This window comes from Bacillus sp. EB106-06-01-XG163, from assembly GCF_058791615.1.
In genome coordinates this window covers 72,528-98,474 of the sequence record NZ_JBYTDS010000014.1, presented here as the reverse complement: position 1 = coordinate 98,474, position 25,947 = coordinate 72,528, and the positions used below count along the sequence as shown (strand labels likewise).

Annotated in this window: 28 protein-coding genes; 23 read left to right on the top strand and 5 right to left on the bottom strand. The window is 46.3% G+C overall.

What is annotated here, in order from left to right; translation table 11 throughout:
- Positions 1 to 64: 64 nt before the first annotated feature.
- The 17 genes from AC3WTF_RS15885 to AC3WTF_RS15805 all read left to right on the top strand — a co-directional run bounded on the left by AC3WTF_RS15885 (position 65) and on the right by AC3WTF_RS15805 (position 15,076).
- Positions 65 to 976, top strand: coding sequence for an amidase domain-containing protein (locus AC3WTF_RS15885; RefSeq protein WP_042634993.1), 912 nt, complete (start codon positions 65 to 67; stop codon positions 974 to 976).
- A gap of 36 nt (positions 977 to 1,012) precedes the next feature.
- Positions 1,013 to 1,495, top strand: a complete 483-nt coding sequence (trmL, locus tag AC3WTF_RS15880) for a tRNA (uridine(34)/cytosine(34)/5-carboxymethylaminomethyluridine(34)-2'-O)-methyltransferase TrmL (RefSeq protein ID WP_492314308.1) — start codon at positions 1,013 to 1,015, stop codon at positions 1,493 to 1,495.
- 137 nt (positions 1,496 to 1,632) lie between these two features.
- Entirely contained in the window at positions 1,633 to 2,265 is a 633-nt protein-coding gene (locus AC3WTF_RS15875) for a YhbD family protein (protein WP_007408428.1), read from the top strand.
- Positions 2,256 to 2,969 carry a polymer-forming cytoskeletal protein gene (locus AC3WTF_RS15870; protein ID WP_012117144.1) on the top strand — a complete coding sequence of 238 codons (714 nt, stop codon included), beginning with the start codon at positions 2,256 to 2,258 and terminating at the stop codon, positions 2,967 to 2,969. The genes AC3WTF_RS15875 and AC3WTF_RS15870 overlap by 10 nt, the downstream gene beginning before the upstream one ends.
- Before the next feature lie 11 nt (positions 2,970 to 2,980).
- A complete protein-coding gene (locus tag AC3WTF_RS15865) occupies positions 2,981 to 3,691 on the top strand; it encodes a hypothetical protein (protein ID WP_053104661.1) in 711 nt (236 codons plus the stop codon).
- A 358-nt stretch (positions 3,692 to 4,049) separates the two neighbouring features.
- Positions 4,050 to 5,945 (top strand): serine/threonine protein kinase PrkA, encoded by a 1,896-nt coding sequence (prkA, locus tag AC3WTF_RS15860; RefSeq protein WP_003155391.1) that lies wholly within the window; start codon positions 4,050 to 4,052, stop codon positions 5,943 to 5,945.
- Between the two features lie 190 nt (positions 5,946 to 6,135).
- On the top strand, positions 6,136 to 7,320 hold the full coding sequence (gene yhbH, locus AC3WTF_RS15855) for a sporulation protein YhbH (RefSeq protein ID WP_007408433.1): 1,185 nt from the start codon (positions 6,136 to 6,138) through the stop codon (positions 7,318 to 7,320).
- A 180-nt stretch (positions 7,321 to 7,500) separates the two neighbouring features.
- Complete coding sequence (locus tag AC3WTF_RS15850; RefSeq protein ID WP_003155389.1) at positions 7,501 to 7,965, top strand: MarR family transcriptional regulator; 465 nt, start codon at positions 7,501 to 7,503, stop codon at positions 7,963 to 7,965.
- Positions 7,966 to 8,001: 36 nt separating this feature from the next.
- On the top strand, positions 8,002 to 8,667 hold the full coding sequence (locus AC3WTF_RS15845) for an HlyD family secretion protein (RefSeq protein WP_007610259.1): 666 nt from the start codon (positions 8,002 to 8,004) through the stop codon (positions 8,665 to 8,667).
- A 40-nt stretch (positions 8,668 to 8,707) separates the two neighbouring features.
- Positions 8,708 to 10,303 (top strand): MFS transporter, encoded by a 1,596-nt coding sequence (locus AC3WTF_RS15840; protein ID WP_003155387.1) that lies wholly within the window; start codon positions 8,708 to 8,710, stop codon positions 10,301 to 10,303.
- Positions 10,304 to 10,327: 24 nt separating this feature from the next.
- Complete coding sequence (locus AC3WTF_RS15835) at positions 10,328 to 10,861, top strand: NAD(P)H-dependent oxidoreductase (protein WP_003155386.1); 534 nt, start codon at positions 10,328 to 10,330, stop codon at positions 10,859 to 10,861.
- Positions 10,862 to 10,873: 12 nt separating this feature from the next.
- A complete protein-coding gene (locus AC3WTF_RS15830; RefSeq protein WP_025284468.1) occupies positions 10,874 to 11,245 on the top strand; it encodes a hypothetical protein in 372 nt (123 codons plus the stop codon).
- A 119-nt stretch (positions 11,246 to 11,364) separates the two neighbouring features.
- Positions 11,365 to 12,132, top strand: coding sequence for a hypothetical protein (locus tag AC3WTF_RS15825; protein ID WP_012117148.1), 768 nt, complete (start codon positions 11,365 to 11,367; stop codon positions 12,130 to 12,132).
- A gap of 2 nt (positions 12,133 to 12,134) precedes the next feature.
- On the top strand, positions 12,135 to 12,512 hold the full coding sequence (locus AC3WTF_RS15820; protein WP_012117149.1) for a GntR family transcriptional regulator: 378 nt from the start codon (positions 12,135 to 12,137) through the stop codon (positions 12,510 to 12,512).
- Positions 12,502 to 13,218 (top strand): ATP-binding cassette domain-containing protein, encoded by a 717-nt coding sequence (locus AC3WTF_RS15815; protein WP_059366816.1) that lies wholly within the window; start codon positions 12,502 to 12,504, stop codon positions 13,216 to 13,218. Before AC3WTF_RS15820 ends, AC3WTF_RS15815 begins: the two co-directional genes overlap by 11 nt.
- A complete protein-coding gene (locus tag AC3WTF_RS15810; RefSeq protein ID WP_025284470.1) occupies positions 13,219 to 14,136 on the top strand; it encodes an ABC transporter ATP-binding protein in 918 nt (305 codons plus the stop codon).
- A complete protein-coding gene (locus tag AC3WTF_RS15805; RefSeq protein ID WP_025284471.1) occupies positions 14,129 to 15,076 on the top strand; it encodes an ABC transporter permease in 948 nt (315 codons plus the stop codon). The genes AC3WTF_RS15810 and AC3WTF_RS15805 overlap by 8 nt, the downstream gene beginning before the upstream one ends.
- Before the next feature lie 91 nt (positions 15,077 to 15,167).
- On the opposite strand, the gene cspB is transcribed toward AC3WTF_RS15805, so the two are convergent.
- On the bottom strand, positions 15,168 to 15,368 hold the full coding sequence (gene cspB / locus AC3WTF_RS15800) for a cold shock-like protein CspB (protein WP_003155376.1): 201 nt from the start codon (positions 15,366 to 15,368) through the stop codon (positions 15,168 to 15,170).
- Between the two features lie 382 nt (positions 15,369 to 15,750).
- Between cspB and AC3WTF_RS15795 the strand changes: the two genes are divergently transcribed.
- Positions 15,751 to 16,581, top strand: a complete 831-nt coding sequence (locus AC3WTF_RS15795) for a MetQ/NlpA family ABC transporter substrate-binding protein (RefSeq protein ID WP_053104659.1) — start codon at positions 15,751 to 15,753, stop codon at positions 16,579 to 16,581.
- A gap of 16 nt (positions 16,582 to 16,597) precedes the next feature.
- Here the strand turns inward: AC3WTF_RS15795 and AC3WTF_RS15790 are convergent, their stop codons facing one another.
- On the bottom strand, positions 16,598 to 17,677 hold the full coding sequence (locus AC3WTF_RS15790; protein WP_015239460.1) for a GGDEF domain-containing protein: 1,080 nt from the start codon (positions 17,675 to 17,677) through the stop codon (positions 16,598 to 16,600).
- 151 nt (positions 17,678 to 17,828) lie between these two features.
- Between AC3WTF_RS15790 and AC3WTF_RS15785 the strand changes: the two genes are divergently transcribed.
- Entirely contained in the window at positions 17,829 to 19,220 is a 1,392-nt protein-coding gene (locus AC3WTF_RS15785; RefSeq protein ID WP_015239461.1) for an L-cystine transporter, read from the top strand.
- A 67-nt stretch (positions 19,221 to 19,287) separates the two neighbouring features.
- Here the strand turns inward: AC3WTF_RS15785 and AC3WTF_RS15780 are convergent, their stop codons facing one another.
- Positions 19,288 to 19,773, bottom strand: a complete 486-nt coding sequence (locus AC3WTF_RS15780) for a hypothetical protein (protein ID WP_327948240.1) — start codon at positions 19,771 to 19,773, stop codon at positions 19,288 to 19,290.
- A gap of 144 nt (positions 19,774 to 19,917) precedes the next feature.
- Here AC3WTF_RS15780 and AC3WTF_RS15775 point away from each other — a divergent pair, with 144 nt between their 5' ends.
- Together AC3WTF_RS15775 and AC3WTF_RS15770 are read left to right on the top strand one after the other, a co-directional pair.
- Positions 19,918 to 20,457 carry a YhcN/YlaJ family sporulation lipoprotein gene (locus AC3WTF_RS15775; RefSeq protein ID WP_003155362.1) on the top strand — a complete coding sequence of 180 codons (540 nt, stop codon included), beginning with the start codon at positions 19,918 to 19,920 and terminating at the stop codon, positions 20,455 to 20,457.
- 120 nt (positions 20,458 to 20,577) lie between these two features.
- On the top strand, positions 20,578 to 21,480 hold the full coding sequence (locus AC3WTF_RS15770; protein WP_015239463.1) for a hypothetical protein: 903 nt from the start codon (positions 20,578 to 20,580) through the stop codon (positions 21,478 to 21,480).
- Here the strand turns inward: AC3WTF_RS15770 and AC3WTF_RS15765 are convergent, their stop codons facing one another.
- The gene (locus tag AC3WTF_RS15765) at positions 21,481 to 22,146 is read right to left on the bottom strand and encodes a spore coat protein (RefSeq protein ID WP_007408445.1); all 666 of its coding nucleotides are present in this window, start codon (positions 22,144 to 22,146) and stop codon (positions 21,481 to 21,483) included.
- 192 nt (positions 22,147 to 22,338) lie between these two features.
- Here AC3WTF_RS15765 and AC3WTF_RS15760 point away from each other — a divergent pair, with 192 nt between their 5' ends.
- Together AC3WTF_RS15760 and srtD are read left to right on the top strand one after the other, a co-directional pair.
- On the top strand, positions 22,339 to 24,393 hold the full coding sequence (locus tag AC3WTF_RS15760) for a bifunctional metallophosphatase/5'-nucleotidase (RefSeq protein WP_492314307.1): 2,055 nt from the start codon (positions 22,339 to 22,341) through the stop codon (positions 24,391 to 24,393).
- Positions 24,390 to 24,986 (top strand): class D sortase, LPxTATN-specific, encoded by a 597-nt coding sequence (gene srtD / locus AC3WTF_RS15755; RefSeq protein ID WP_031378431.1) that lies wholly within the window; start codon positions 24,390 to 24,392, stop codon positions 24,984 to 24,986. Before AC3WTF_RS15760 ends, srtD begins: the two co-directional genes overlap by 4 nt.
- Here srtD and AC3WTF_RS15750 read toward each other — a convergent pair.
- Entirely contained in the window at positions 24,983 to 25,891 is a 909-nt protein-coding gene (locus tag AC3WTF_RS15750; RefSeq protein WP_007408447.1) for an RluA family pseudouridine synthase, read from the bottom strand. The genes srtD and AC3WTF_RS15750 overlap by 4 nt on opposite strands.
- Positions 25,892 to 25,947 lie beyond the last annotated feature (56 nt).

Below are 25,947 nucleotides of genomic sequence, written 5' to 3'. Positions count from 1 at the left end.
AGAAAAAGCACTTGGCGTGAGTTCAAGTGTTTTTCTTTATAAAACAGTATGGTGGGTGGAGCGCTTGAAGCATATTATTGAAGATTTAGCGGAGGCCCGGCTTCATTATTTAATCAACGGAACCGAGATGAGACACAATGGGCAGCCCGGCGATCTTGAGGTCCTGACGAGAAAAAAAGAGCTGTTTGAAAAACGGAAAGTTGACATTGTGAAAGCGAAGGCAAAAGCCGTCATTGTCAAAAGCAGCCTTGAGGACGACGGCACGTTATGCGTCATGTACACGATTCATTTCGAATATTTGTGCAAGGAGCATGACGGACACCTTTACTTAGAAGAGCAGATTGAGGAACGGACTGCATTTCTCTATGATCAGCTTTTGATTAAAGACCGGGAAGTAAAGAAAAAACCGGCGGGATTTTCTGACGGAAACAGCGTAATTGAATATGAGCGGAGTGAACGGGAAGATTTCGGGCGGGCGTTTCTATACGACCGTCTGGCTGCCGTGCAGTACGCGGAGAAGTTTTGGAATAAACGAAATCCCGCTTATAACAATTTCAGCGACAACTGCACCAATTTTATTTCCCAATGTTTACATGCCGGAAAAGCACCGATGCGGGGGCATCCGAACAGAGGCTCAGGCTGGTGGATGAAGGCAAGCTCGTGGAGCTACAGCTGGACGGTCGCGCATTCGATGAAGATGTATCTGGCCCAATCCAAGGCAGGGCTTCGCGCGGTGCAAGTATCAAGAGCCGAAGAACTGATGCCCGGAGATATCATTTGCTATGATTTTGAAGGGGACGGCCGTTTTAATCATACGGCGATCGTGGTCGCGAAAGATAAAAGCAATATGCCGCTTGTCAATGCCCAAACGTATGACAGCAGAATGAGATATTGGTCATATGAGGATTCAACGGCGTATACTCCTTCCATCAGATATGCGTTTTTTCATATTACGGATGATACGACAAAAGTGTAATTAATGATATAATGGTGGGCGGAATAAAAAACAGAGGTGAACATCGTGACATTACATGTCGTTTTATATCAACCCGAAATCCCGGCCAATACGGGAAATATCGCACGTACTTGTGCGGCAACAGACACAACGCTTCATTTGATCCGCCCGCTCGGATTCTCGACCGATGATAAAATGCTGAAGCGCGCCGGACTCGATTATTGGGAGTTCGTCAACGTCGTATATCATGATTCATTGGAAGAGTTATTTGAGGCATATGAGAACGGAAAGTTTTTCTTCATTACAAAATTCGGCCAAAAGCCGCACACATCATTTGATTACTCAAATACGGAGGAAGACTTTTTCTTCGTATTCGGCAGAGAAACGAGCGGACTTCCGAAAGAATTGATCGAAAACAATATGGACCGCTGCCTGCGTCTGCCGATGACCGAGCATGTGAGATCATTAAACCTGTCCAACACGGCCGCGATTCTTGTATATGAAGCGCTGCGCCAGCAAAATTACAGAGATTTGACGTGAAAAAAACGCCCGCATCCGGGCGTTTTTTTTATTGAATAAAAAAGACGGACAGCAGCTGTTCACAGCATTTTTATATTTCCAGGCTTAACAACGTAACAGTGTTATGTTACAATGCATTCATCGAAGGAGCTGGATTCATGGAGGAACAACTGATTTCTAAAAAAGAATTGCTGGAAGAAACATCAATTTCATACGGGCAGCTGTACCGCTGGAAACGGAAAAATTTAATTCCTGAAGAATGGTTTATCCGAAAATCAACATTTACAGGCCAGGAAACATTTTTTCCGAGAGCGGAAATATTAAAACGCATCTCAAAAATACAGAAAATGAAAGAAAATCTGTCTTTGGATGAAATGAGAGAAATGCTGTCTCCGCAAATGACTGATGTCAATATAACGTCTGCGGAGCTGCTTCAAAAGGGACTGATTTCAAAAGCCGCGCTGCAAGTTTATGGCGAAGACGGCGTGACATTCACGTCCCGCGCGCTGCTGTCTTTATATGTGCTTGAAGGACTTTTGCGATCGGGCAATATCAGCCTTGAGGAAGGAAAATTGGCGGCAGGGGTGCTGAAAACGTATGAGGCTTCCGAACTGAAAGCAAATACGGAGCTTGTCATGCTCCGAAAGCTTGGCGTAACGACGTGCTTCATCGCAGACGCGGAACATATTTTATTTGAACCGACTGTCAAAGTGGTTGAACGGGTGGCGCTTGCTGCGGCATCGGAAGAATTAAAAACGAAATGGATGCAGGAGGACCATCAATGGAAGTAACAGATAAATTAATCATCAACGGTTCAGGAAGTTCAAAAGGAGGCCGTTTTCATACAGTGGAGATCAACGGAAGCGGCACGGTGTCAGGTGATGTGGAGTGCGCGAGCTTTTTGTTTAACGGCAGCGGAAAAACAGACGGACATGTCAAGACGCAAACGCTGACGATCAGCGGTTCGGGGAAAATTTCCGGCAGTGCCGAAGCTGAATCCATCCGTATCAACGGAACGGGTGTCATTAAAGGTGATGTCAAAACGGAGCGGCTGAACGTCGCGGGATTTTCATCTTTCGGCGGCGGTGTGAAAGCTGATGATATTTTCATATCCGGGAAAGCCGGGATTGAAGGCGATTGCGAGACAGAGACGTTCCGTTCGGAAGGCAAATGCAAGATCGGCGGCCTGCTGAATGCCGATGAAGTCAGTATTAAGCTGACGGCGGGAGAGAGCCATGTGAAAGAGATCGGCTGCCGCCATTTGAAAGTGATGAGCAGAAAGAGCGTGCTTACGCGTTTTAAGCTGATGCCGGCCCCGGTGCTGACAGCGGAGCTGATTGAAGGTGACATCATTGAATTGGCGGACACGAACGCGAAGACAGTCCGCGGAAATCATGTGCGGATCGGCGCAGGCTGCACCATTGGGACTGTGGAATACAGCGGCGATTTTACATGTGATCCTTCCGCTTTGGTTAACAAAGTCGTGAAACGATAGGAGGAACTGCGATGGAAACGACAAAAAAATTGAGTCATTTAAAAATGTACGGAGCCGGACACGCCTCCGGCGGCTCCTACCAAAATGTAAGCATTAAAGGGGAAGGAACTGTCGGCGAAGGACTTCAAAGCGAACGCTGCCGGGTATTCGGTACGGGACTTTTTCTCGGAGATGCCGAGATCAACAGGCTGAAAATTTTCGGAGAGCATGAAGTTGCAGGAGATTTATCAGTACGTTCAGCAAACGTGATGGGCACATTGAAAGTCGGCGGCTCCATGCGTTTCGCCACGATGAGGCTGAAAGGACTTGCTGAAATTGGCGGCGGGGCCGCGGGAGAGCAGTGTCATATAAAAGGCAGTCTCACCGTCGGCGGCGATTGCGAGACGGAGCTGCTTCATGTAACAGGATGTATCAATGTGGCGGGATTGTTAAACGCGGGGGACGTAAACATCCATTTGCGTTATGACCGAAGCCGCGTGAAAGAAATCGGCGGCACATCGATCACCGTCAGACGGAAACCCGGTTTTCTTAAACGGAAAGCCGGCACGCTTTCTGCTGAATTGATCGAAGGAGACGCAATTTACCTCGAATACACGGAAGCGGACATCGTCAGAGGGAAACATGTGGAAATCGGCCCGGGTTGCAAAATCGAAAAAATCGAGTATCAAACAAGCTGCAAATCTCATGAAAAATCAACTGTCCAAGAACATATTCAAATATGAAACATTGTTATGTTGTACAGGAAAGGGTGCTCTTCATAAAGAGCACCCTTTTGCCGTTATTTGTTTTCAGGTTTGCTGTCGTAACCCGCCGTAAAAATGGATACTAAAAAAGTGAGAATGACACCAAGTAAAATGATCGTTTTCATCATTTCTCCTCCTCTTTGCTTTTCCATTTGATGTCCGAGTCTGGATGAAACTGTATTTCTTTCATTATGAACGGTACACCGGACCCTTGTCAATGACGGCCTTGTAACGTCTTTATTTTTAAGAAACGAAAAGCATGTATTATCACGTCACCGCATAGATTGTAACAAAGTACCTTATTTCTAGTGCATTAACCATGATAGAGGAGGTTCTTATGGATATATTAAAGAAAATTGAAAAGTACAGAGAGGAAGAGCAGCGTCTCAAATGGGAAGGGACGTTCGCTGATTATTTGGAGATCATAAAAGAAAATCCATTGGTCGCGCAGTCTGCTCATTCTCGCGTTTTTAATATGATAAAAGACAGCGGAATCGAGGAGGATGACGGTAAAAAGACATACAGCTTTTTCTCGCGGGAGCTGTTCGGCCTTGAGGAATCTCTGGAACGGCTCGTGGAGGAATACTTTCACCCGGCTGCCAAGCGGCTCGATGTAAGAAAGCGGATTTTACTATTGATGGGACCCGTCAGCGGCGGAAAATCAACTCTTGTCACTATGCTGAAAAAAGGGCTTGAAGCCTACTCGTTGACAGACAACGGCGCTGTTTACGCCATTAAAGGCTGCCCGATGCATGAAGATCCTCTCCATCTCATTCCCCATCATCTGCGCGACGACTTCTACAGAGAATACGGCATCAGAATTGAGGGCAGCCTTTCTCCGCTTAATGTCATGCGGCTTGAAGAAGAATACGGCGGCAGAATTGAGGATGTAAAGGTTGAACGTATATTCTTCTCGGAGGATAAACGTACCGGAATCGGAACCTTCAGCCCGTCTGACCCGAAATCACAGGATATCGCCGACTTGACGGGGAGTATTGATTTTTCAACAATTGCCGAATACGGCTCAGAATCAGATCCGCGCGCTTATCGGTTTGACGGTGAATTAAATAAAGCGAACCGCGGAATGATGGAGTTTCAGGAAATGCTGAAATGCGATGAAAAATTTCTGTGGCACCTTCTGTCACTCACGCAGGAAGGGAATTTCAAAGCCGGACGGTTTGCGCTCATCTCAGCCGACGAATTGGTTGTTGCGCATACGAACGAAACGGAGTACCGCTCGTTTATTGCCAATAAGAAAAATGAAGCCCTTCACTCCAGGATCATCGTGATGCCTGTTCCTTATAATTTAAAGGTGTCAGAGGAAGAACGGATTTATGAAAAAATGATTTCTGAAAGTGATGTTTCTGACGTACACATCGCCCCCCATACATTAAAAGTGGCCGCGATGTTTTCTATTTTGACCCGGCTGAAGGAACCGAACCGCTCTGATATTGATCTCGTCAAAAAAATGAGGCTCTATGACGGAGAAAGCGTTGAAGGTTACAATTCCGTTGATCTTGAGGATATGAAGAAGGAATTCCATGATGAAGGAATGAGCGGAATTGACCCGCGTTATGTCATCAACCGCATTTCCTCAACGATTATCAGGAAAAATATGGAATCTATCAATTCGCTTGACGTGCTGCGTTCCTTAAAAGAAGGACTCGACCAGCATCCGTCCATCTCCGCCGAGGACAAAGAGCGGTATATGAATTTTATTTCCGCCGCCAGGAAAGAGTACGATGACATCGCTAAAAAAGAAGTGCAGAAGGCGTTCGTCTATTCATATGAAGAATCCGCGAAAACTCTCATGGACAATTATTTAGATAATGTGGAAGCGTACTGCAATAAAAATAAGCTCCGCGACCCGCTGACGGGTGAAGAAATGAATCCTGACGAAAAACTGATGAGATCCATTGAAGAGCAGATCGGCATTTCAGAAAACGCGAAAAAAGCGTTCCGCGAAGAAATTTTAATCCGCATATCCGCCTATGCAAGAAAAGGAAAACGCTTTGACTATAATTCGCACGAAAGACTCCGCGAGGCGATTCAGAAAAAGCTGTTCGCAGACTTAAAAGATGTGGTGAAAATTACGACCTCAACCAAAACGCCGGATGAGCAGCAGCTTAAAAAGGTCAATGAGGTAGTGGCAAGGTTAATAGATGAACACGGCTATAATTCGACTAGCGCTAATGAACTGCTGAAGTATGTCGGAAGCTTGTTAAACCGTTGATGTTTGATTTCATTGAGAGGCCCGTCTGTAAAAGGACGGGTTCTTTTGTCTGTTTTTCGCAATTGTTTGTCAATTGGAGAGTCCGGCCGGCATAATATAAAAATAAATCTTTTCGCCGGACTTGTTTCATAAACAGGACCAAGCCGGAATACACATGTAAAACGACCATAACGGTTAAGGAGGGGAATTCATGTCCCGTAATGACAGCGGAAATTTTTTGATTTCAGAGGAAGACTGGTCCCTCCATCGCAAAGGCTTTGACGACCAGCAGCGCCACCAAAAGAAAGTACAGGAAGCGATAAAAAACAACCTTCCGGATCTTGTCACTGAGGAAAGCATTATTATGTCCAACGGAAAAGATGTCGTGAAAATCCCGATTCGTTCGCTTGATGAATATAAAATCCGTTATAACTATGATAAAAATAAACATGTCGGCCAAGGCGACGGCGACAGCGAAGTCGGCGATGTCGTCGCAAGAGACGGCGCAGATAAAAAGCAGGGTGCTGGAAAAGGCCAGGGAGCAGGCGATCAGGCAGGCGAGGATTATTATGAAGCGGAAGTTTCATTGATGGATCTGGAAGAAGCGCTGTTTCAGGAATTAGAACTGCCGAATCTGCAGCAAAAGGAAAGGGACAATATCGTCCATACCGATATCGAGTTCAATGATATCCGGAAAACCGGGCTGACAGGGAATATCGATAAGAAAAGGACGATGCTGTCGGCCTATAAACGAAACGCCATGACAGGCAAGCCGTCGTTTTACCCTATTTATCCGGAAGATCTGAAATACAAAACATGGAATGATGTGACGAAGCCGGAATCGAAAGCTGTCGTTTTAGCGATGATGGATACAAGCGGTTCGATGGGCGTATGGGAAAAGTATATGGCGAGGAGCTTCTTTTTTTGGATGACACGATTTTTACGGACAAAGTATGAAACGGTTGATATCGAATTTATCGCCCACCATACGGAAGCGAAGGTTGTGTCGGAAGAAGATTTTTTCTCGAAAGGGGAGAGCGGGGGCACCATCTGTTCCTCCGTTTACCGGAAGTCTCTTGAATTAATTGATGAAAAATATGACCCCGCCCGCTACAATATCTATCCCTTTCATTTTTCAGACGGAGATAACCTGACTTCGGATAACGCCCGGTGCGTAAAGCTCGTCAATGACATCATGAAAAAATCGAATCTGTTCTGTTACGGTGAGGTCAATCAATATAACAGGCATTCCACCCTCATGTCCGCCTATAAAAATGTCAAAGATGATAAATTTAAATACTACATCCTGAAACAGAAATCAGACGTATTTCAAGCGCTGAAAAGCTTTTTTAAAAATGAGGAAGCCGGTGTAAGCAAAGCATCGTATGAAATATAAAGCCGAGTGAAGAATCGTGCGGCCGCGGTTCTTCACCCGGCTTTTTTAAATTAAAAATAAAGAGAAAAAACGGCATAAAAAAAATCCTTAAAAAATGAAACTTTTCTCTTTACAAACCTTCTTTCATTTATTAATATTTTATCTTGTGAACTATTATTAAGGGAATGAGGTGAAAATACGGTGATTGAATCAGAGCTCGCTTTGCTCAGTTTTGAACAACTGTTTGATACTTCCAGATCGATTTACAAAAAGCAGAAAATGATTCTGGAGACAGTTCTTGAACCTTTTGATATTACAGTGCTGCAGTATCTGCTGATGTTCAAAATACATAAGAGCAAAAGCACGCAGCTTTCAAGGCTGGCTTTGTCGCTTGATCTGAAACCGGCGTCTGTCACGAGAATGACCGATATTCTGTATAAGCGCCGCCTAATGGTTCGGAGCGACTATCACGACGACCGGCGTGTTGTTATGATTCAGTTAACCGAAGAGGGGGAAGAACTTCTAAAGAAAGCTGCTGTTCAATATGCCGAAAAAGCGGCGGTCTTATACCGGCAGCTCAATACCGCTGAACTGCAGTACCTGCGCAAGCTTGCGGAAAGTTTAACGAAGCTTGCAAACGGCTGTGCAGTGAAAAACGGAAAATAAAAAAATCCCCACATATTTTTATCATCATTCCACAAAATGATAGAGGAAGAAACGAAAGGAGAAAACAAAATGAACAGAGGACGTTTAATTCTGACCAACATTATCGGTTTGATTGTTGTTCTTGCAATTATAGGCGGAGGTGCTTACTACTATTATCAAAGCACACACTATGTAAAAACCGATGAAGCAAAAGTTGCCGGCGACATGGCTGCTATCACAGCTCCTGCTGCGGGTAAAGTAACTGACTGGAACCTTGATGAGGGGAAAGAAGTAAGCAAAAACGACGTTGTTGCAAAAATCAAAGGACAGCAAAATGCTGACGTAAAAGCCATCATGGATGGAACAATCGTGAAAAACGAAGTGAAAAACGGCCAAATGGTGCAAGCCGGTACGACAATTGCCCAGGAAATTGACATGAAACACCTTTACATCACTGCAAACATTAAAGAAACAGACATTAGAGACATTGAAGTAGGAAACAAAGTAGACGTAATTGTTGACGGCGACCCTAATACAACATTTGACGGAACAGTAGAAGAAATCGGTTATGCGACAAATTCAACATTTGATATGCTGCCTTCTTCAAACTCAAGCGGCAACTACACAAAAGTAACGCAAAAAGTTCCTGTTAAAATTTCACTCAGCAACCCATCTGACAAGGTGCTTCCTGGTATGAACGCATCTGTAAAAATCTCTGAATAATACAGATCAGTCATCAAACCATGAAGGGAGGTTGTCTTAGGTGGCTAAATCAGATAATCAAGTAAAAAGTCCTAAAACATTGCTTATTGTGCTTATGGCCGGGTTATTCCTGGCGATCTTGAACCAAACGCTTCTTAACGTGGCGATGCCGCACTTAATGACCGAGTTCGGTGTGAGTGCGACGACGATTCAGTGGCTTACGACCGGATACATGCTGGTCAACGGTGTTTTGATTCCGTTATCTGCGTTCTTAATTACCCGGTTCGGACAGAGAAGCCTCTTTCTCGTAGCCATGTTCTGTTTTACAGCGGGAACGTTAGTCTGCGGAATCGCGCCTAACTTCTCAACAATGCTGATCGGCCGGTTAATTCAGGCGGTCGGCGGCGGTATCCTGCAGCCGCTGGTCATGACAACCATTCTGCTTATCTTCCCGCCTGAAAGCAGGGGGAAAGGAATGGGGATTTTCGGTCTTGCGATGATGTTTGCTCCGGCGGTCGGACCGACTCTTTCCGGCTGGATCATCGAGCATTACACATGGCGCATTATGTTCTACGGCCTTGTTCCGATCGGGGCAATCGTTATTATCATAGCGTTCTTCCTCTTTAAGAACTTGGTGGAACCGCAAAAAATCAAACTCGACAGCTTGGGTGCGATTCTATCCATTGTCGGATTTGCCTCATTGCTTTACGGAGTCAGTGAAGCGGGCAGCGACGGCTGGGGAGATCCGATCGTGCTGTCTACCGTCATTGTCGGTGTCATCGCGATTGCCGCGTTTGTCATTCAGCAATTGCGCTCTGAAAAACCGATGCTCGACTTCCGGGTATTTAAATATGATATTTTCTCACTTTCCAGTGTGATTAACATCATTATTACCGTTGCGCTTTACACAGGAATGTTCCTGCTTCCGATTTACCTGCAGAACTTAGTCGGCTTTACGGCGCTGCAATCGGGCCTCTTGCTATTGCCGGGCGCGATTGTCATGCTGATCATGTCGCCGATTTCCGGTATTCTGTTTGACAAAATCGGTCCAAGACCGCTTGCGATTATCGGGCTGGTCATCACGGTCGCAACGACATTCCAGTACACAAAATTAACAATTGACACACCTTACACGCACATTATGCTTGTCTATGCCATCCGCGCATTCGGTATGTCACTGTTAATGATGCCTGTTATGACAGCCGGAATGAACCAGCTTCCGGCACGGTTGAACAGCCACGGCACGGCGATGAGCAACACGCTCCGCCAGATCAGCGGTTCAATCGGAACAAGTTTGATCACAACGATTTATACGAACCGTACGACAATGCACTATTCGCAGATTGCGGATAAAACGAGCACGGCTGATCCAAGCTTCATGCAGTCGTTCCAAAGCGCGGTTTCGAATTTAATGGTCAACATGAACATGTCGCTTGATGCGGCGAAACAAACCGTTTATTCTTATCTCTACAAAACAGCTTCACTTAATTCCAACGTTATGGGGATTAATGACGCGTTTATGTGGGCGACGATCTTTGCGGTTATCGGCGTAGTCCTGAGCCTGTTCTTGCGTGACGTACGGAAAGACAAACAGCGGGCGAAGAAAAAAGAGGAGCTGTCATTGCTTCCGGCCCCTAAAGAAGTGAAGGAATCTTAATCATCTGAATGGGAGGTTTCCTGAATGAAAATTTACGTAGTGTACGATAGTGAAGGCGAACATACAAAACACCTTGCTGAAGCCATTGCCGAAGGAGCACGAGAAAACGCTGAGGCTGAAGTCCTGATCGACCATGTCGATCAAGCAGACATCCGCAAGCTGAAAGACATGGATGCCATTATCTGGGGATGCCCGGGACACTTTGGCACCATCAGTTCAGGCTTAAAAGCGTGGATCGACAGACTCGGCTATCTGTGGGCTGAAGGCGAGCTGATTGATAAAGTCGGCGCCGTATTCTGTACGACGGCGACAACACATGGCGGATTAGAAATGACAATGCACAATCTGATCACTCCTATGTTTCACCAAGGCATGATTGTTGTCGGACTTCCCGGCAACGTTCCTGAAAACGCGCTGTACGGCTCTTACTACGGTGCGGGCGTCACATGCCCGGTTGACAGCGATGTGCTGATGACGGAAGAAGGCCTTCAATTAGGCCGTGCGCTTGGCAGACGTGTCAGCCAAGTCACAGGTAATCTAACTGCCGGACGACAGTAAGGAGAGGGTTATATGGCCATTATTATAGCGGTTATTGCTGCTGTCATTGTGATTGCACTTCTTATCACATTCAATGTCCGCAGCACTTCTGCAGGACAGAATGTCAAAGAAGAAAAGAGAGAAGCGATCGGCACTACAGCCGAACAGCCGGAAAAGCATGATCCGGCCGAGGAGCGCTCAGCCGAGCATGCTCCCGTCGTTGTAAAATCTGAATCTCCCCGTGAGAAAAAGAATACAATGGGCGATGATGTGTACCGTCAGGCGCTTCAGAAGTTTAAGACTTCTGAGACGGATCAGGAACCAAACGATCCTGATAGCGGCGGCAAAATGCAGGATAGCAGCTATCGTGATGCGCTGCTCTCCTTAAAAAACAAAAAGAAGTAATTGAAAAGGCAAATCTGCGTAAGAGCGGATTTGTCTTTTTTTTATTGAAGATATTGTAATACGTGATGATCTAGTGTACTATGTTACTCATACACTTGATCCGAATGGAGAGAGAAAGAATGACATCGTTTTTAGGTTTGCTGAAAAAAGATGCGAAAGTTTCATGGATTTGGCTCGCGGTGTGGCTTTGCGGCATGATTTGCTGGGCGTTTGCAGCCCACGTCATCGCTGCCCGTCAGAAAGAACCGCTCGTCATTTTCGGCTTTTTTACGGCAATGGGGTTTTTTCAATTTCTTGTAGCGCCGCTTTTTATGTACTATCACCTTCATAAAGAAGGAAAAAACCAGCTGTGGCTTTACAATCCGAATGGAGGATTTTATCTGCTGGCTTCCAAGCTGACGGCCTCACTGCTGTATCAGTTGATCGGGCAGCTGGCGCTGACCGGTTACGGCATTTGGATGTACCGGATGCTTTCTGCAAAAGGAGCGCTGGAACACACCATTCCCCTGGCCGGCACATTAACCGGACTGAATGCTTACCTGCTGATCAGTTCAGCGTATTTATCTGTGATCGTGGCCGTATTTTGGACTGTTTTTCACTCATTAAAACATGTTCCCGTCCTCCGGTGGGTGATCTGCATCGTGCTTGCGTTTGTCTGGACCTATATTGACGATAAAATCATTACGCCATTCACTTCATCTCAACATGATTTATGGCCGGTAAAAGTGTATGCGGATTTTGATTTTCACTATACAAAATTGACCGGCTGGACGGTGGAGCTGAAGGCCGTCCACATCTCGCTTTTCAGCTTCCTGGCAGTGATCGTGCTTGCGGCGCTCTGTCTCGCGCTGGCCTCTATGCTGCTGAATCGAAAGGTTGAGGTGTAATGATGGAGAATGAATTTCAGTCATCCAAGCCGATTTATCTGCAGATTGCCGATCGTGTATATTACCGGCTGATCCGAAGTGAGCTTTCACCGGGGGACAAACTGCCGTCCGTAAGGGAGATGGCCGTACAGATGAAAGTGAATCCGAATACGATACAAAGAACGTACAGTGAAATGGAAAGGCTGGGGATCGTGGAGACGAGAAGAGGACAGGGAACCTTTATAGCGGAAAGGTCCGATCTGAAAGCGGAGCTGAAAGACAGGCTGACTAAAGACGTTTTCAAACGCTTTATTCAGGAAATGGCGGAGCTGGGGTTATCTCCTGAGGAAATGATCGACGGGATCAAACAATATGCGGAGGAAGCAAACGATGAATCTTGATTTTGAACGCGTAACAAAAAAATACGGCCGCAGGCTCGCGGTCAGCGATGTATCATTTTCATTGTCTCCGGGTAAAATCTATGGAATTTTAGGGCCGAACGGAAGCGGTAAATCAACAACGCTTAAAATGCTTGCCGGGCTTGCGTTCCCGACCTCGGGCGCCGTCCGGATCGGAGACTGCGCAGTAAGCAGGAACATGCTGTTTCGTACGGCTTATTTAACCGAACATGATATGTTTTTCGCCCGGACGACCGTCGGTGATATGCTCACATTTTATCATTCGCAATTCCCGGATTTTCAGCTGGAAAAAGCACATAACCTATTAACGGAAATGAATCTTTCAGCGGGGCAGAAGATAAAAGAGCTGTCCAAAGGCAGCCGGGGCAGGCTGAAAATCGTTTTGGCCCTGTCGAGAAAAGCATCCGTCATTCTGCTGGATGAGCCGTTTTCAGGTCTTGATCCGGCGGTCAGGGAGTCGATTGTCAACAGTCTCGTATCTTATATTGATTTTGACAGCCAGATCGTCGTCATCGCCACGCATGAGATCGGCGAGATTGAGACGCTGTTAGACGAAGTGATGGTTTTCATAAAAGGGAAAATCGCTGAACGGCGCGAGGTCGAAGAAATTCGGGAACAGGAAGGAATGTCCGTGCTGCAATGGTACAGAAGCGTCATGCAGGCGCACGAAATAGAAGGGGGATTCTAATTGGAAACGGTATTAGAACTGCAACAGGTAAAGAAAACGATAAAAGGACGAACGATTATTCATGATCTGAGCTTCTCCGTCCGGGCGGGCGAAGTGTTTGGGTTTCTAGGGCCGAACGGAGCGGGGAAAACCACTACGATCAGAATGATGGTCGGATTAATGAAACTGTCTCAGGGAGACATCGTAATCTGCGGGGAATCCATTACGAAAAACTATGCAAAAGCGGTCAGGCACGTCGGAGCCATCGTGGAAAACCCGGAGCTGTACAAATTCCTGAGCGGTTATAAAAATTTACAGCAGTACGCAAGGATGGTAAAAGGCGTTACGAAAGAAAAAATAGATGAGGTCATCGAGCTCGTCGGGTTGCAGGACAGAATACATGACAAAGTAAAAACCTACTCTCTCGGAATGAGACAGCGTCTCGGCCTCGCCCAAAGCCTGCTGCATAATCCTAAGGTGCTGATTCTGGATGAACCGACAAACGGCCTTGATCCCGCGGGCATCAGGGAAATCAGGGACCATCTGAAAAAGCTGACACGTGAAAAAGGAATGGCTGTCATCGTCTCAAGCCATCTGCTGTCAGAAATGGAGTTAATGTGCGACCGAATCGGCATTCTGCAAAAAGGGGAGCTTGTCGATATTCAAAAAGTAAGGGATGAAGGAAAAGAGGATAAAGATACATACTTCTTCCATATTGAACAAAGAGAAGAGGCTCTTGCCGTTCTGAGTCAGTTTGACTGTGTGAAGAAGACAAACGGCATTGAGATCAGGCTGTCAAAACAGGAAGTACCTGATGTGATTTCACTGCTCGTCCGTGAAAACATCCGCTTATATGAAGTGAAAATCATGACAAAATCTTTGGAAGACCGTTTCTTGGAGATTACCGGCGGGACGAAAGAGGAGGTTCAATATGTTTAAGCTGATCTATAATGAATGGATAAAAATTTTCAGCCGCGTCGGCACGTGGGCTATGATTGTAATTTTAGGCGTTTCGATGATCGGTTTTGCGCTTCTGTCAAACCATTTCACCTCGAGCGAAGCCAATCCGAATTGGAAACAGGAGCTCCAGGCCGAAAACAAAGAAATGAAACAGCAGATGAAGGAAACCGGAAACCAGACTCTCATTGATAACCTGAAACAGAATGTCGCGATAAATCAATACCGTATGGATCATAACATCCCTGAGGATACAGGGTACACAGTGTGGTCATACGTAGCTGATTCTTCGATGATGACTGTTTTGACCGGGCTGTTTACGATTATCATTGCCGCAGGCATTGTGGCGAATGAGTTCAACTGGGGCACGATCAAGCTGCTTGCCATTCGTCCGCTCAGCCGTTTTCAGATTTTGCTATCTAAATATATGACGGTGCTGCTGTTCGGACTGCTGATGCTTGTGATTTTATTTGCCGGCTCCGCTCTGTTGGGATTGGTCTTTTTCGGTACAGGCGGAGATACTGCGGCTGATGTTCATCTCGTATACAAAGACGGCCATGTTTTTGAGCAAAATATCATCGCCTTCCTCGCTAAAACATATGTCTATGAATCTGTCTCCGCTTTTATGCTTGCGACGATGGCGTTTATGCTGTCTGCGGTATTCCGGAACAGCTCATTAGCGGTCGGATTTTCTATTTTTCTATTGGTTATGGGAAACACGGCGACTGTATTTCTTGCCACGAAATTTGAATGGACCAAATATATTTTATTCGCCAACACGGATTTGTCGCAATATATGAACGGGACTCCTTTAGTAGAGGGGATGACGATGACATTTTCGGTTGTGATGCTTGTGATTTACTTCGTTATTTTTCTGGCGCTCGCATTCGGCGTCTTCTTAAAACGCGATATTGCCACCTGATATAAAAAAGCTGTTTTGCCTTTGCAAAACAGCTTTTCGTTTTAGATGAAAAAAACCCTGCCGGCGTACACCGGCAGGGTTTTTAAACAATTTATGCTTTTGTTACGTTAGCAGCTTGTGGTCCGCGGTTTCCTTCAACGATTTCGAAAGAAACAGATTGGCCTTCTTCTAAAGTTTTGAAGCCTTCGCCTTGAATAGCAGAGAAGTGAACGAATACATCGTCTTGACCTTCTACTTCGATGAATCCGAATCCTTTTTCAGAGTTGAACCATTTTACTTTACCTTCTAACATGAAATTTCCTCCTAAAGCGACATAACGCTTAAATTCACTATTCTTGCTCTAAAACAAACTTCCAAGACGAAAACTCTTACAAAACTTTCTTCTTAAAGATAGTTCGAACAAAAATAATTACCTTTACTCTACCAGTAATTCGAAGAAAAAACAACTGCTAAATGTAACTTTTTTCGAAATAACATGTTTTAAGAGGAGAACGCTCTGATACGGAAATCTGATTTGAGACTAGAACAGCCCATTTTCAGCTGATAAAAACCGCTTTACGGTCTCTTAAGGAAGCAATTGACAACCCTTTTTTTAATCGGTATTGTATGTAATCATGAGCCCGAATACCATGGTGCAGCCTCTGTACATAAAAATAGATAGGGAGTAGGTCAACTTGAACCTGCGGCTTATAAACAGTCTGTTTCTTTTCATTTTGATCATGTCACTTACTTCATGTCATTATCCTGACGGGAACCGGACAATTACTATCGGAATCAATGAATCTGATCAATCGATCTGGGAGTTTGTCGCGAAAAAAGCCGGTGAGGAAGGATTGCAGCTTTCTTTGGTAACGTTTTCGGATTATGCCGAGGCCGATTTGGCGCTTGCCGGCGGGGATCTCGACGCCAATGCGTTTCAATCCGTTTCTTATTTTCAATCTTTGCCGCCTCATGTGAAAAAGAAGCTGGCTCCTTTAGGAACGACATATGCGGCATCTCTGGGGGTGTATTCAAAGCAACATAAACGGCTGAAGGATATACCGGACGGAGCGGTCATTGCCGTGCCTGGTGAAGCGGCGGCCTTCGGCAGGGCGCTTTTTCTCATGCAGGAGGCCGGACTGATGACATTGAAAAAGGGATTCACCGGTACGGGTTCAACTGATATGATCAAGGACAACCCGAAGCATCTGACCTTAAAAACGGAAACAAAAAAGAACGCCTATCAGGCGGCGGAACATGCTGACGCAGCAGTTCTCAGTCAAAGCGAGGCGAAAAGAGCAGGATTTCATGCGGAGAAGGACGCGCTGATCCGATCGGCGCAAATGAAGGAAGCATATATTCATCTGATCGCCGTCAGAGCTGAGAATAAAGATGATGAACGGATGCAAAAACTCCTGTCTTTGTATCAATCAGATGATACCGCGGCGTTTATTGAAAAAGAATATGAGGGCAGCCTGATTCCTGTTTTCCTGAGGGGCGGTTTTCTCACTGAAAAGAAAGAATGATTTCCTCTTCGGGCGATCATTCTTTTTTTTCAGTGCTGCACACTTGATTGCGCCCTGATGTTTTCGCTTTGTACAGCATCCGGTCCGCGATCAGGGGCAATGTCTGAGGATCCGATGTATTTGTCGGATAATGCGCGATGCCGAGGGAAACGGTCACGGGAATTGTATCTCCGCTCGTCAGCAGAATCGGGTTCGCGTCAATCGTGTGCCTGATTTCTTCTGCGAGGTGAAGCCCTTTTGTATACGTGCAATTGGGCATAAGCACGGCAAATTCTTCCCCGCCGATACGGGCTGACGGATCAGAACTGCTGAGTAAGAACCTCAGGCGCGCCCCCAGTTCCTTCAGCACTTGGTCCCCTTCATAATGGCCGTATTGGTCATTGATCTGCTTAAAGTGATCAATATCCAAATAAATAAGAGCGAGCTGAGACGAGGGGGATTGAGACGCCCGATCGTACAGAACGCGCGAGACTTCCTCGAATTTTCTCTTATTAAAAATCCCCGTCAGAAAATCATAATTCGCTTGAAACTTGTATTGCTTGAACAAAAGGCGGGCATCGGCTTCGTGTTTAATGATATACAGCGACAGCATTCCGCCCAAGGTAGAAATGAGCCAAAAATAAACGAGGGCCCCGGCAGGCTGTTCAGGCATAAGTAACAGCAGCGTCAGGGTGATAATAACATTTGAAAAGAGCAGCATAACGAACGCATTTTTGTGATTCGGCTTTTTTCCTCTGAATACGGCCACAGAAAGTATCGCAATCATGCCGACTGCTGCGATAGAATAAATGGCGCTGGCATTGAAATTGATCAGGATACGGCCTGCCACGATAATGATAAAGGCAGCTGCTGTAGACACCCAGCCTCCGTAAAGAGCGGCGATGATAATGGGGATATTTCTGAGATCAATGATGGAATCGGAGTAAGAAAAGCCGAAAGCAATCAGAAAAACCCCTAAAAGCCCGCAGACCGTCCCCTTCAGTAATTGAAACATCGGACGGTCTTCTTTATGTGAAAGCGACTCTTTAAAAAGAACGGTGAAGAGATAATTAAATGTGATTAAAATCGTCAAATTAAGAAACAGTTCCTTCAGCATAACAATCACCCTTATATAAGTTACTAAAGAAAGGATGGAAAGAAAAGAGAAAAATCATTAAAAATACATATATTGTCAATTCTTACTTGACCGATCGGAATTGATGTAATATAGTGTTTAAGGATAATAAGCAAGGGAGTGTTTACCTGTTTTGGAGAATTTATTTGTAATCTTACATGTTTTTATTTTGTTTTTGTTTATAGCAGGTCTGTTTGTGATGCAAAAAAAACACGTTTCCTTTTCTAAACGTGTCTTTACCGCGCTCGGATTAGGCATTGTATTCGGTTTTGCGCTGCAATTGATTTACGGGCCGGCCTCACATGTCGTGACACAAACGGCCGATTGGTTTAATATCGCCGGCGGCGGTTATGTCAAGTTGCTTCAGATGATCGTCATGCCGCTAGTCTTTATTTCTATTCTCGGCGCATTTACGAAGCTGAAACTGACCCATAACATCGGGAAAATCAGCGGACTGATCATCGGAATTTTGATTGCTACGACAGCAATTGCCGCGGCAGTCGGAATTGTTTCGGCGCTTTCCTTTGATCTGAAAGCCGTTCATATCGACCAGGGGAGCACTGAGTTATCAAGGGGTCAGGAGCTGCAGCAAAAATCTGAGGATATGACGGCCAAAACGCTGCCTCAGCAAATCGTTGAGCTTCTGCCGGGGAATCCGTTTCTTGATTTCACGGGAGCCAGACCGACTTCCACCATCGGAGTCGTTATTTTCGCCGCTTTCCTCGGCATCGCTTTTCTGGGCGTGAAACGGAAGCAGCCGGAGCACGCAGCGACATTCAGCGGAATTGTCGATGCGGTTTACGCGATTATTATGCGCGTCGTGACATTAATTTTAAGACTGACGCCTTACGGGGTATTGGCGATTATGACCAAAACGATCGCGACAAGCGACATCGACAGCATTGCGAAACTGGGGATGTTTGTGATCGCTTCATACGCCGCGCTTATCGCCATGTTTATCATTCACTTGCTGCTGATCACGTTCAGCGGTTTAAATCCGATCACATACGTGAAAAAAGCATTTCCGGTTATGGTGTTTGCGTTTACGTCCCGTTCAAGCGCAGGGGCTTTGCCGCTCAATATTAAAACACAAAAAAGCATGGGCGTACCGGAAGGCATTGCGAACTTCGCCGGTTCATTCGGCTTATCAATCGGTCAAAACGGCTGTGCCGGTATTTATCCGGCGATGCTCGCGATGATGATTGCGCCGACAGTGGGGCAAAACCCGTTTGAACCGGGATTTATCATTTCCGTCATCGCCATCGTGGCAATCAGTTCATTCGGTGTAGCAGGCGTGGGAGGCGGCGCGACATTTGCGGCTCTGCTCGTCCTATCCGCTTTGAACATGCCTGTGGCGCTTGCCGGACTGCTCATTTCAATTGAGCCGTTAATTGACATGGGGCGCACCGCCTTAAATGTCAGCGGCAGTATGACCGCAGGGCTGTTAACAAGTAAAATGACGAAGGAAACCGATACCGCGGTGTACAATGATTCCACAATCGTCATTGAAACTGAAGAAGCTTAATAAAAAAGCAGATAGCACTAAAACGAAAAATCCTTCATCGTTGAACGAATGAAGGATTTTTTCGTTTCTAATGATTTCCGGGTTCAATTTCTTCCAGCATATTCATCACGGTGCTGTCATTTAAAACATTCACCGCGCTTTCTTCGAAGTGAATCGGCTCGGTATAGTGAGGCTTCGGCGAAGTTTCTTTACTGCGGCTGCGGTCTGCCTGTCCGTCCGTATGGGATGAGCCGGAGTGATTGCGGGAAGTCTGCTCATGCTGCTGTCCGCTGGATTCCCCGCCGAAAGCCTGTTTGATCAGCTCGGCAGGCTGTAATGAGCCGGTTTGTGAATGCCGGGCTTTGTCCGTGTGCTGCTGTCCGCCGGATTCCCCGCCGAAAGCCTGTTGAATCAGGTCAGCAGGCTGCATGGAGTGTGTGCCATCTTTATGCTGCATTCTGCCTGAAACCATTCCGGAGATTTTCCGGCGGATTTCGGGTGATAAAGCTGCAATCAGAATCGATGATCCGATCAGCAGCGCTGTCGGGCTGATGCCGCTTTTTTTTCTGAACAAGTTAAATCCCTCCTCATTCAATTGATTACGCTTACCTTTCCCTTTCCTTCTGATATTTATCCAAACCGCTCAGAATGCAAACGGCGTGCATAAATCCCGCCGAATAGAAAAACCTATACGTAAAGTGAGAAAGGAGGAATTCACATGATAAAAAAACAAGCAGTTATCTCTGCCCTTCTTCTGCCGATGCTGATTACCGCAGGGTGCAGTATGGGGAACCAAGGAGAAGGAAAACGAAATGACAACCGCACCCAGAATGTAAATTACCGCAACACGCCTAACGACGGTGCGACAAATATGAATACAGTGAACCGTCATAACCAAAACACCGATCACAATGACAATCGTAACCTGAGAGTGGCTGATAAAGCCGCCGACAAGGTGACTGATTTAAAAGAGGTTAAAAATGCGACTGTGATCGTTGCCGGAAACAGCGCATATGTTGCCGTTGTTTTGACAAACGGGCAAAAAGGCGCCATCGCCAACCATTTAAAAAATAAGATTACCGATAAGGTGAAATCAGCCGATAAACATGTCCGGACTGTATATGTATCAGCGAACCCGGACTTCGTTGAACGCATGCAAGGCTACGGAAAACGAATCCAAAACGGACATCCTGTATCCGGTCTGTTTGATGAATTCGGCCAAATGGTTCAGCGTGTATTCCCAAACCCCAATAAATAAATGAATGGAAAAGCCGCATTTGCTGCGGCTTTTTTATTTTATCTGCCGTCACGACCCAGCGCTCCTGAGCATAAAGTAAAGAATGAGATGAAAATGAAAGGATCGGGGAGGGGAGCTTGTTTGCGTGACGGCATGGGGAAACGGGCGGCATTCACTCTGATCCTGTGCGGAGTCCTTGTCATATTGGCTGTCAGTTCAGCCGTTTCAGTAAGTATGATGTACGTCCTGTCAGGCCAAAACAGCCGCTCTGTTCCGACGAAGGAACAAGTGACTGAACACATGAATAAAGAAATTTACAAACATACAGCGATTTACTATACGGCGGATGAAAAGCCGCTCTTGGATCTGACCAAGCTTGCGCTGGACCACGCAAAGCGTATCAATCAAATCATTGTCGGCTATAAAGGTGCAGCGCCACTTGAACTCATTTTCTTTTCAGATGAAGCTGAAATGGAGCAATATTCAGGATTGAAAAATGTAGTCGGTTTTTATTCAGAACAGGAGCAGATGATGGGGCTTTTGCCTGAAGAGAAAAAACAGCTTTTGAAAAAAGATGAGCTGGCCGTTTTCATGTATAAGCAATTGATTATACATGAATATACACACTACGCGTTTCATCAAAAAACGCGGCAATTGGGGACGGATACGTCTGTATTTCCGCTTTGGTTTCATGAGGGGCTGAGCGAGTGGGTCGCGCATTATGATGTAGTCATTGATCCGATTGCATTTTCCGTCGTGCCGTTTGATCAATTAACGACCGACCGAAAATGGCAGAAATCGCGTATGGAATATGAAACGGATGTCTATTTGCAAAGCTTCTATATGATAAAGGATTTAACCGAAACATTCGGAGAAGGCATTATCTTAACCATTATCAACAAAACCGCCGAAACACAGGATTTTGAAAAAGGCTTTGAAGCGGCTACGAAAGAAAGCCTGAAACAATTTGAACATGATTTCATAAAAGCATATGAAAAAAAGAAAACGGCATTGGAGAGTCAGGTTTCCAACGCCGTTTTTTAATCAATGGAGGTTTTGCTGCTGCTGTCCCATTTGTCCTTTAATCGGAGGCATTTGCGGCTGTCCCTGGGCCGGTGCAAATGAATTCAGCATGGTCTGCATATCTTGTGCATTGAGCTGAGGAACCTGATAATAACCGTGTTTGTTTTGGTATAAGAAGATTTCATACGCCATTTCGACATATTGCTGTATTTGGGCGGAGAGCACTCTTCTAGTGACGGGATTGGTCATTTCAAGCGAGCTCATCGTCAAGAGAGAAGCTTGAGCTTTAATCAGGCCGAGCATATGGCCGCTGATCCCGAGATCTTTGACATCATTTAATGATTGATTCGGTTTTTTCGGCTGAGTCGGTTTTATACCGTAGACGGCCTGGTTCTGTTCCTTCATCATATATGTCGACGTTTCCTGAGAAGGCTTTTGGCCGGTCTTAAAGCATTCTGCCGTCAGATTATAGAGTCCGAGAATGAATTGATACTGGCGGTCAAGGATGTCGGCCAGCTGCTGATCCTGTATAAACTGTCTGAGCATCATAAATTGATCCAAAACGCCGACTGTTCCGGCCAGCACTTCATGCATATCGAAAAGCTCATGTCCTCCGTGATTCACTTGCGGTGAACCCGGGATCCCTTGATTTACTGGCGGCTGCTGCTGATTCTGCTGCTGTTCCACTGGTTGTTTTCCTCCTTCATGTCAAATCATCATTAAGATGTGAAAAAAGCCGATCCGTTATACATCAAAACCTGTTTCGTTACGTGGGGATTATTTACTATTTTGCGCCAGTGAAGACAATCTTTACAAAAAAGTGATGTGATTTCTAAGAAAATAAGCTAACGTATTTCTTAGAAGACAGGGGGGAAATGAATGAAGAAAAAAAGGGGTATGCGTCTTACGTGCTGTTTGCTGACGTTTTGTTTTTTGATGTTCAGCGTGAAAGATGCGGAAGCAATCGGACAAGCAGGATCACTGAATGAAGCTGGAACGGATAAAGCGTATAAAGAACAGCAGACAGAAGACTCCGGCCGTGTCCCGCTCAGAATCATCAGCATGAATGATCTGCACGGAAAAATTGATCAGCAATATGAGTTTGACCTTAACGGAGACGGTAAACCGGATGGCACGTTCGGGCGGATGGACTACGCCGCAGCGTACATTAAAAAGGCGAAAGCCGAGAAAGAACACGCCTTTGTCGTGCATGCGGGCGATATGATCGGGGGCAGCTCTCCCGTGTCAGCCCTTTTTCAGGATGAACCGACAGTAGAATTGATGGAAGACATCGGTTTTGATGTCGGAACTGTCGGCAATCACGAATTCGATGAAGGAACGAATGAGCTTAAACGGATCATCAATGGAGGAGATCATCCGGACGGTAAGGGGACAAGCGGTTATGACGGCCAAAATTTCCCGCTCGTCTGCGCCAACTGTAAACTGAAGTCAGGGGAGTCCTTTCTGCCGCCGTATGAAATTAAATACGTTTCCGGAATTCCGGTCGCATTTATCGGGGTTGTAACCAGATCGGCGGCAGGCATGGTCATCCCGGACGGAATTAAAAATATTACGTTTACGGATGAGGTAAAGGCTGTCAATGACGCCGCCGCTGACCTGAAGAAAAAAGGAATTAAAGCAATCGCCGTGCTCGCCCATATGTCTGCTGAACAAAATGGCTCAGCCATCACGGGAGAATCCGCAAAGCTTGCAAGCGGAACAGACTCAGAGATTGATGTGATTTTCGCCGCGCACAATCATAAAGTCGTAAACGGAGAAATCAACGGCAAGCTGATCGTGCAGGCATTTGAATACGGAAAAGCAATCGGAATCGCCGATCTTGAACTTGATAAAGAGTCGAAGGATATCGTGAAAAAATCAGCGGAAATCCAATATATCGATCAAAGCAAAATCAAGCCTGACCCGGCTGCGGCAGGCATATTAAGCAAATATGAAGAGAAAGTGAAACCGATTATCAGCGAAGCAGTCGGGGAAGCGGCCCATGATATAACGGGCGGGTATTCAAATGACGGCGACACGGCGCTCGGAAATCTGATTGCCGACGGTATGAAAGCGAAGATGAAATCCGATTTTGCGCTTATGAATGGAGGAGGCATCCGGGACGGCTTAAAAAAAGGGCCGATCACATGGGGAGACCTTTATAATGTACAGCCGTTCGGCAATGTGCTGACGAAGCTTGAAATCAAAGGAAAAGATTTGCGGGAGATCATTAACGCGCAAATTTCTCCGGTGTACGGACCGGATTACAGCATCAGCGGATTTTCCTATACATGGAACCCGGAAACCGGACAAGCGGTTGATATGAAGATGGCGGACGGGACAGACATACAGCCCGAAAAAGGATATACAGTAACAGTCAATCAATTTATGGCAACGGCAGCGGGGGCAAAATACGGTCCGATCGGGAAACTCGGCAAGAATCCGGTGACGGGGCCTGAGGATTTGGAAGCGACAGTAGACTATGTCAAAAGCTTTTCCGCGCCGATTTCTTATCAAACCGACGGCCGAATCCGCACGGCATCAACCGCCGAAACACCTGATGACACCGGCAATCAGCCGGGAAGCGGGGAAACACCGGGCGGCACCAGGCCTGATAAAGGAGAAAAACCGCAAGCGGAAAAACCCGCTAAAAAACCGGATGCGGCAGAACAGCCTGATCAAACCAAAAAACCTGAACGTCCTGTCGTAAAAGAAACAGCATCTGATACAGTGCAGTCAATTCCCGAATCCCGTCCGGCGTCTGCCGCAAATTCGGAACAAAGCACAAAACAGACTGAAAGCGGCACACAAAAAGGCCGCCCATTGCCTGATACTTCAGCGGGCAGCCATCAGACGGCATTGGCCGGTCTGGTGATCACGGGTGCCGGCGTATATTGGCTTTTCAGAAAGAAAAGGGGAACCCGCACACGATGAACAAACTGAAACTTATTCCGCTTTTCGTCATCATCGCCGGTATCATCATCACATGTTACGGAAGCTGGAAGATCATTGATTCACATATGAAAACGAACCATTCGCTTGAAGAAGCAAAAAAAGCAACAGAACCTGTCTTGGAAAAGAACGAAACAAAAAGCGCTGTGCTGACACAGCGCAAAAAAGAATTTCACCCCGAAACGGGTGAGGCAAGCGGCATTTTAGAAATCCCTGAAATCGACGCTGAGCTCCCGATCGTGGAAGGGACTGACGCAGATGATTTAGCAAAAGGCGTCGGACATTATAAGGACAGCTATTATCCGGGCGATCACGGCCAAATTGTGTTATCCGGCCACAGGGACACGGTGTTCCGCCGGACCGGCGAACTGAAAAAAGGAGACAGACTGAACGTGATTTTGTCTTACGGCACGTTTTCTTATAAAATCAGCCGTACAAAAATCGTCAGCCGGGATGATACATCTGTCATCACCCTTCAGCACAAGCGGGAGGAACTGATCCTGACCACTTGCTATCCGTTTTCTTACATTGGAAATGCGCCGAAACGATATATTATATATGCCGACCCTGTTTAAGAAAAATACGTTTCGGTAAAATGAGCCAGATCAGCCGGCATCGGCGCCTCGGCAACGATTTCTTCTCCTGAGATCGGATGGACGACACTGACTTTTTTTGCGTGAAGCGCCTGCCTGTGAAACAGCGTCCTGCTTCCGCCGTACAGGTCATCGCCCGCCAACGGATGGCCGATGCTTGCCATATGCACCCTGATTTGATGTGTTCTCCCGGTTTCCAGTTCAAGCTCTGCCAATGTAAGCTGCGCACCGGGATGATAGCCTTTCACTTTGTAATGGGTGACGGCGGCTTGTCCGCCGGGTGAGACGCGCCGTCTGACGGAATGTGACCTGTCGCGGCCGATCGGCGAGTCAACCGTGCCTTTTTTCGGCGTGACTTTTCCTTCCGCCGCGGCGATATAGGTGCGTTTTAATGTTTTGGTTTCGAGCTGACGGTCAAGGATTGCATGGGCCAGGCGGTGTTTCGCGAAAACGACCGCGCCTGACGTGTCACGGTCAAGACGGTGAACGTGGCGCACTTTCGCCTGCTCGCCGTTGATTTGAAAATGGTAAGCGATCAGGTTGCTGAGGGTGCCGGTCTGACCCTCTTCATTTGGATGAGTCGGCATTCCCGCCGGCTTATTTGCAATCAGCATATGATTGTCCTCAAATAAAATGTCCGGCTCTCCGTATTCCGGAGTCACCGAAGAACCCGTTTTTTCCTGAAGATCAATGAATAAGCGATCTCCGGTTTTCAGTATGATGTTGTTTTTCGGGGATGTTCGATTCACCTGAATGCTTTCTTGGTTCATCCATTCCGTAATTACGGGTTTTGACGCCTGGAATTCAGATTTCAGGACTGAAAACAGCCATTGTCCGGCGTGCTTTTCCGTAATCAGGAGTTCCAGACCGCGGTCATTTTGTTTCATATCATAAAGCTCCTTTTCAAGCGGAAAGCGGCTGTTTCAATAGGAAACACTTACCT